The organism is Waterburya sp. (assembly GCF_058530065.1).
Map to the genome: position 1 here is coordinate 1 of NZ_JBZNBU010000226.1, position 5863 is coordinate 5863.

Annotated in this window: 6 protein-coding genes; 3 read left to right on the forward strand and 3 right to left on the reverse strand. The window is 34.6% G+C overall.

Going from position 1 to position 5863, the window contains the following annotated elements; translation table 11 throughout:
• Positions 1 to 119: 119 nt before the first annotated feature.
• Both AC33VI_RS13880 and AC33VI_RS13885 read right to left on the reverse strand, forming a co-directional pair.
• On the reverse strand, positions 120 to 815 hold the full coding sequence (locus AC33VI_RS13880; protein ID WP_491782862.1) for a TerC family protein: 696 nt from the start codon (positions 813 to 815) through the stop codon (positions 120 to 122).
• 132 nt (positions 816 to 947) lie between these two features.
• Positions 948 to 1343: a YybH family protein gene (locus AC33VI_RS13885; RefSeq protein ID WP_491782863.1), complete on the reverse strand. Its 396-nt coding sequence runs from the start codon at positions 1341 to 1343 to the stop codon at positions 948 to 950.
• Between the two features lie 391 nt (positions 1344 to 1734).
• Here AC33VI_RS13885 and AC33VI_RS13890 point away from each other — a divergent pair, with 391 nt between their 5' ends.
• Entirely contained in the window at positions 1735 to 3573 is a 1839-nt protein-coding gene (locus AC33VI_RS13890) for a two-component system response regulator (protein WP_491782864.1), read from the forward strand.
• A gap of 230 nt (positions 3574 to 3803) precedes the next feature.
• Positions 3804 to 4118, forward strand: a complete 315-nt coding sequence (locus AC33VI_RS13895) for a YkvA family protein (protein WP_491782865.1) — start codon at positions 3804 to 3806, stop codon at positions 4116 to 4118.
• A 279-nt stretch (positions 4119 to 4397) separates the two neighbouring features.
• Here AC33VI_RS13895 and AC33VI_RS13900 read toward each other — a convergent pair whose 3' ends face one another.
• Positions 4398 to 5396 (reverse strand): adenosine kinase, encoded by a 999-nt coding sequence (locus tag AC33VI_RS13900; RefSeq protein ID WP_491782866.1) that lies wholly within the window; start codon positions 5394 to 5396, stop codon positions 4398 to 4400.
• Between the two features lie 160 nt (positions 5397 to 5556).
• On the opposite strand from AC33VI_RS13900, the gene AC33VI_RS13905 reads away from it, so the two are divergent.
• The gene (locus AC33VI_RS13905; protein ID WP_491782867.1) at positions 5557 to 5757 is read left to right on the forward strand and encodes a hypothetical protein; all 201 of its coding nucleotides are present in this window, start codon (positions 5557 to 5559) and stop codon (positions 5755 to 5757) included.
• Positions 5758 to 5863: the final 106 nt, after the last annotated feature.

Here is a 5863-nt window from a genome sequence, read left to right on the forward strand (position 1 = left end):
CCCCTGTCTTATTATTATTTCTCTTTCTTCAGCGATATATCGTTCCCACCGATGTTGGTAGTGGAGTTAAAGGTTAAATTATTAAAAGATCCCTGTTAGCTATTGAAAAAAGTGTAAGGTTAACGATCGGATTTCATCTCTTCTTTTTTGGAAAAACCCCAGGTAAAGAAAATTGCTACTACAGCGATAGTGATCCATTCGGGAATATAGGTATCTGGCAGCCAAACTTTCAGTAAAAGGCGAAGCCCAACAAAGCCGACGGTAATAAAACCCGCATCTTCTAAATAGGTATATTCTTGCAGCCAACGAATGAATAAACCAGCTAAAAAGCGCAAGATAATAATGCCAATCGTACCCCCAGCAATAATCAACCAGGTATCTTCGGTAATAGCAACGGCGGAGGTAACGCTGTCTAAAGAAAAGGCTAAATCCGTAATGGCAATAGTCGGGATTACTTGCCAAAGAGATTTAAACCCCAAACTGTGTTTATTTGCTTTTTCTTCTTCTTCTTCTTCAGTAAAAAAATAGTTAAATACCAACCACAATAAATACAATGCTCCCAATAGCTCGAATTGCCAATATTCAATAACATAGGTAGCACCAACAATTAGAATAACTCGGAGGATATATGCTCCTACTAGTCCAATATTGAGAGCCTTTTGTTGAGATTTAGGATCTTCTACACTTTTGGCAATAGCAGCTAAAGCGATCGCATTATCCGCAGATAATACCGCCTCTAAAAGAATTAAGATTAACAGGATAAAGTATACTTCTACCCCTGCATTGGTAAAATAATTGACTATATTTTCTAGCATTTATATATATTTTTAGATTATAAATTTTAGATAGAAACAATCTATTAGTATAAGTTCAGAATAGACTAAAAAGGTATTCTAACTAAATCAGATTCACTTTAGAATCGTTCCACAGCCAGACAAAGGAATCTCTTAACGTATAATCGGGCTGCCATGATGGTGAATTAAATACCATTTTTGAGCCATCTTTTGAAAAATATTAGTTGCAGTAGAAAGTGCTTTAATTTTTCTACCTCCATTGGACTGTAATACTATTTCTCGAACGACCACATAAGCCAGGCTGCGATCTATCTCTACTTTCACGACTTCCATATCTATTTCCAAAGAATCGGTATTCCGAAAAATTCCTTCCCAAGAAGCACGAACTTCTTCCCATCCTACAAGTATTTGGCTGCCAGGATGAACGCACAAACTAGTCGCACCTTGCCACCAGAGACGATTCATACTACTCATATCTTGACTAGAGAAAGCATCATAAAAGGCTTGGTTGGCAGCTATAACTGCTTCTCGTTCTAATGAATCGCTCATATTTTATTTAGCTGACAATTAAACTAACTACGATTGCCAATATATCAGCAAGCATTCTCGGTGTGAACTTTACTTACTCGTACAATTGGGTATTTTATATTAGTCTTGAAGGCTTTGCTCTATCAAAGAATTCCACCAACCCTATTGATTTAGTTTTAATACTTGTTCGGCACTGTTTATATTACAGTATTTCTAACTATATACAAAATTATAAATATTAGTAAGATATAGCAAGATAGAATAGTTAATTGAATATTTGATTAAGTTTAATTCATTTCACTATACATAATACCTGGATAATCATCAGCTTAAAATGCGTGTTTATTACTATGTTTGATTATCAATTTACATTTTAAAATAGAAAGTATTATATCTATAATTATCATTATATATGCAATACACAAAAGTATTAATTGTAGAAGACGAACTATTAATTGCTGAAAATCTGGCTATCAAACTTAAAAAACTACAATACCAAGTTGTGGGAATTGTTTCTAATGGTCGCGATGCTATTCAAAAAGTAAAAAAACACAGTCCTGACCTAATCTTAATGGATATTGCAATCAAGGGCGATCTTGATGGAATTCAAACCGCACAATCTATTATTAACGAACGGGATATTCCGATTATTTTCTTAACCGCTTATGCAGATGATAAGACTATAGAGAGGGCATCTGTAACTGGTTGTTATGGTTATCTAATTAAACCATTTCAAGATAAAGAACTTCATGCGACCATGAAAATAGCTTTGACGAAACATCAAGAACAAACTTATATGCAAACATCTCTCACAGAAATTACCGAGCTATTGGGAGAATATTCAGTTGAAAAAAATAATGCCTATGAGGATGGAATTACTAAGTTACCAAATCAATTAATGCTAGGAGAATTATTTAGTTATTTACTTACAGAAATTGAAAAAACACCTGATTCTCAAGGGATAGCAAAATCCGATCTAGCCGAAGATAGACTTAGATTGAATAAAAAACTTATAGCTGTTGCTTATATTAGATTATATAAATTTGAAAGAATTGTTACCTCTTTAGATAATGAAAATAATAATTTATTAATTAAATTAATTGCAGAAAGATTAGATAATAGTGTTAAAGCTTTTAAATATCAAGGAGTTACTCTGAAAATAGCTTCTTATGATTTTGCTATTCTGCTAACAGGTTTGGAGCATAGACAAATAGCTTCTGAATTCTTTGAATCAGTTTTAAATGAATTACGTCAGCCTTTTATCATTAACGATAAGCCAATTTTTGTCACCGCTAGTATTGGAATCTCTTTTTATCCTTTTGATAATTTAGCGATCGAAAGACTAATAGAGCAAGCCAAACAAGCAATGCTTTACCTAGAAAAGCAAAATGGTAATAAATGTCAATTTTATACCTCAGCATTCAGGATTATGAATTCTAATGCTGCCAGCAATTTATCTTTAGAAGCAGATCTACATCAAGCGATCGAACGAAATGAGTTAAAGCTTTACTATCAACCGAAGATCGATCTCAAAACAGGTAAATTATCTGGTGCAGAAGCGTTACTAAGGTGGCATCATCCTAAATTAGGAATAGTATTACCCCAAAAAATTCTTCCTTTAGCAGAAGCTTCTGGTTTGATCGATCAAATAGATGAATGGGTTTTACGCCAAGCTTGCAATCAGATCGAAATTTGGCATCAAAATAAACTAGATTTCTTAAAAGTTGCTGTTAACTTATCTGGAAATCAATTTCAAAAATCCGATTTATTTCATAATTTAACTCAATTATTATTTGGCTCGAATATTAATCCTCAATTTCTGGAATTAGAGCTTACCGAGCAAGTCTTATTAGATAATATTCAAAGTAACATTCAAAAACTTAACACTATCAAGAATTTAGGAATTCAAATTGCTCTAGATGATTTTGGGACTGGCTATTCTTCCCTAAGCTATCTACATCAGTTTCCTTTTAACGTCATAAAAATAGACCGTTGTTTTATTCATAACATAGATTGTAATTCTAAAAATGCAGTTATTACTAAATCTATTATTGAGATGGCACATAATTTAGAATTACAAGTAGTAGCCGAAGGAATTGAAACTCATACGGAACTAGATTGCCTAGTAAAGAATAAATGCGATACTGCCCAGGGATATCTTTTTGCATATCCCTTACCAGTTAGAGAATTTGAAAAGTTAGTACAAAGTAATAAAATATTTAATATATCTAAAATCCAATCTACAGAATAGTTTTTCCCTTCATTATCTATAGTTATTCAATGGAAAGTAAACCATTGTTTGTCCATAGCTCATTTGAATTCTGTGGTTGTATTCTAGCTTTGAACTTTATTTATAAGATAAAATTTTGATAATTTAATTAAAAGACCTAACCGTATCTATCATAGGAGGTTTTCCACACTAAAACTTTAGCTACCCTCTTGCCATAATATAATCAGTTAATCGAGGACACATACAAAGCGATGAATTTTTCTCTTTCTTCCTTGTACGATTGGTATCGCAACGCTATTCGTCACCCCAAATATCGTTGGTGGGTAATGTTGGGTACAATAGTTTATTTAATCAGCCCCATTGATATTGCGCCAGATTTCTTACCTATATTAGGGCAAATCGATGACGTAATGCTAGCGGGTTTATTGTTTACCGAACTATCTCAAATGGCAATTACTAAAATTCAAAGCCGTCAGGAAAATAGTAACGCTACAAATACAGTTAACACTGAAACTTCTGATGGAAATACTGTTGATGTTGATGCCGAAACCGTAGCAACCAATTAAATTATGAGTAATAAATAATCAGTAATAAATAAAATAGGTAATAAATTTAATCAATTTAGCGCGATCTCGAATACTGCGATCGCGCTATTTTTTCGCTCGAAAGCTACAATTAAAGCGATCGCCTTAATTAATACCATTTCTCTTTGAAGCTGCACTTAATATTATTAGATTTTGTTTCTCGCAAAGACGCAAAGACGCAAAAGAAAAATTTTTTATTTAGTGCATTGTTATAGAGAATTGGTATAAGTAACTGTCAAATGTCCGCGATCGGTTTTTAAATTACGCTGCTTGCACCTCACTTAAAAGCGATCGCACCTCTTCAGTTTTCAGACGCGCACCCAAACTAGTAACAATCTTCGAGGAAGCTTTAGAAGCCAAACGTCCAGCCTCTTCGTAACTCATGCCATTAGTAATACCGTATAAAAACGCCCCTGCATACATATCTCCCGCGCCCACCGTATCGATCGCTTTAACGGGAAAAGGTTCAATGGCGATTAATTTTTCCCCATCAAAAATAACCGAACCTGCTGCACCACGAGTAATAGCGAAGCCTTGGGCTAGAGTTTTGAGATATTCAGTTGCTGTGTCAAAATCTTCTGTCTCTGCCATTAATAACGCCTCTGATTCATTAGCAAACAGAAAATCAACCCCATCGCCAATAATCTCTAACAGTCCAGATTTGAAGAACTTGACCATATTCAGATCGGCTAAAGTAAAGGCAACTTTTCTACCTGCTTGACGGGCAATTTCTCTAGCTTTGATTGCTGCTTGTTTACTATTTTCGCCACTAACTAAATATCCTTCAATATAAGTATATTCAGCATCGGCAATTGCTTCGGGGACTAATTCTGCATCGCTAAAATCTCCTGAAATACCCAAAAAAGTATTCATCGTGCGATCTGCATCGGGAGTAACAAATACCAAACATTTGCCCGTAACTCCCGATGTAGCTACTTGAGTATCGAGGTTGGTGGCTACGCCACAGTCTAATAAATCTTGAGTGTAAAATTTTCCTGGTTCGTCATCGGCTACCTTACAGGAATAAAAAGCTTTACCGCCAAATTGACTAACAGCAATCATAGTATTGGCAGCAGAACCACCACAGGTACGTTTTTGGTCGTATTCGCCCAAATTACCGATAATTTTGTCTTGTGCATCTCGATCTAACAGAGTCATTACGCCTTTTTCAATACCCAGTTTTTTTAGCGTCTCTGGGGAAACTTCAAACTCAATATCCAACAAAGCATTACCCAAAGCGTATACATCGTATTTTGTCATTAATTACCTCTGCGTGAAACTAATAAAATTAATTGCCAGACAAATTTTTTTTGCCAGTCTTGTGTAGAACTAGTCTTATGCAAGATACCATTTCTTGATAACTTTACATCAATAACCAAGGTAGTTATTCTTAAAATAGTTTTTTTGATAGCTAACTACAATGAAAAGACCTTTGGCGAAAGTTGCGATCGCTTGTGATGGTGCGCCAGGTAATTTTCAACGAGCCTCGGCAATTCGTAGCGTTCTAGAAAATTTTGGCTTGCAGGTTTATTTTCATCAATTACTACAACAGCAAAACGTCTTAGATTTTTTATCAGGCGATCGCTATAGGTGTTGTAGAGAAGAAAGATATAATTATTGAAACAAAGTCAGCAATATTTTTCAGAACGAGCGATCGCTCTGTTATCAATCTACTTTATGTCATCACCTAACTTAGAAACTCCTACCAAAGAACAATCACGAGAAGA

Coding starts and splice junctions, on each gene's coding strand:
- AC33VI_RS13880 (WP_491782862.1), bottom strand. CDS start 815: ATGCTAGAAAATATAGTCAATTATTTTACCAATGCAGGGGTAGAAGTA.
- AC33VI_RS13885 (WP_491782863.1), bottom strand. CDS start 1,343: ATGAGCGATTCATTAGAACGAGAAGCAGTTATAGCTGCCAACCAAGCC.
- AC33VI_RS13890 (WP_491782864.1), top strand. CDS start 1,735: ATGCAATACACAAAAGTATTAATTGTAGAAGACGAACTATTAATTGCT.
- AC33VI_RS13895 (WP_491782865.1), top strand. CDS start 3,804: ATGAATTTTTCTCTTTCTTCCTTGTACGATTGGTATCGCAACGCTATT.
- AC33VI_RS13900 (WP_491782866.1), bottom strand. CDS start 5,396: ATGACAAAATACGATGTATACGCTTTGGGTAATGCTTTGTTGGATATT.
- AC33VI_RS13905 (WP_491782867.1), top strand. CDS start 5,557: ATGAAAAGACCTTTGGCGAAAGTTGCGATCGCTTGTGATGGTGCGCCA.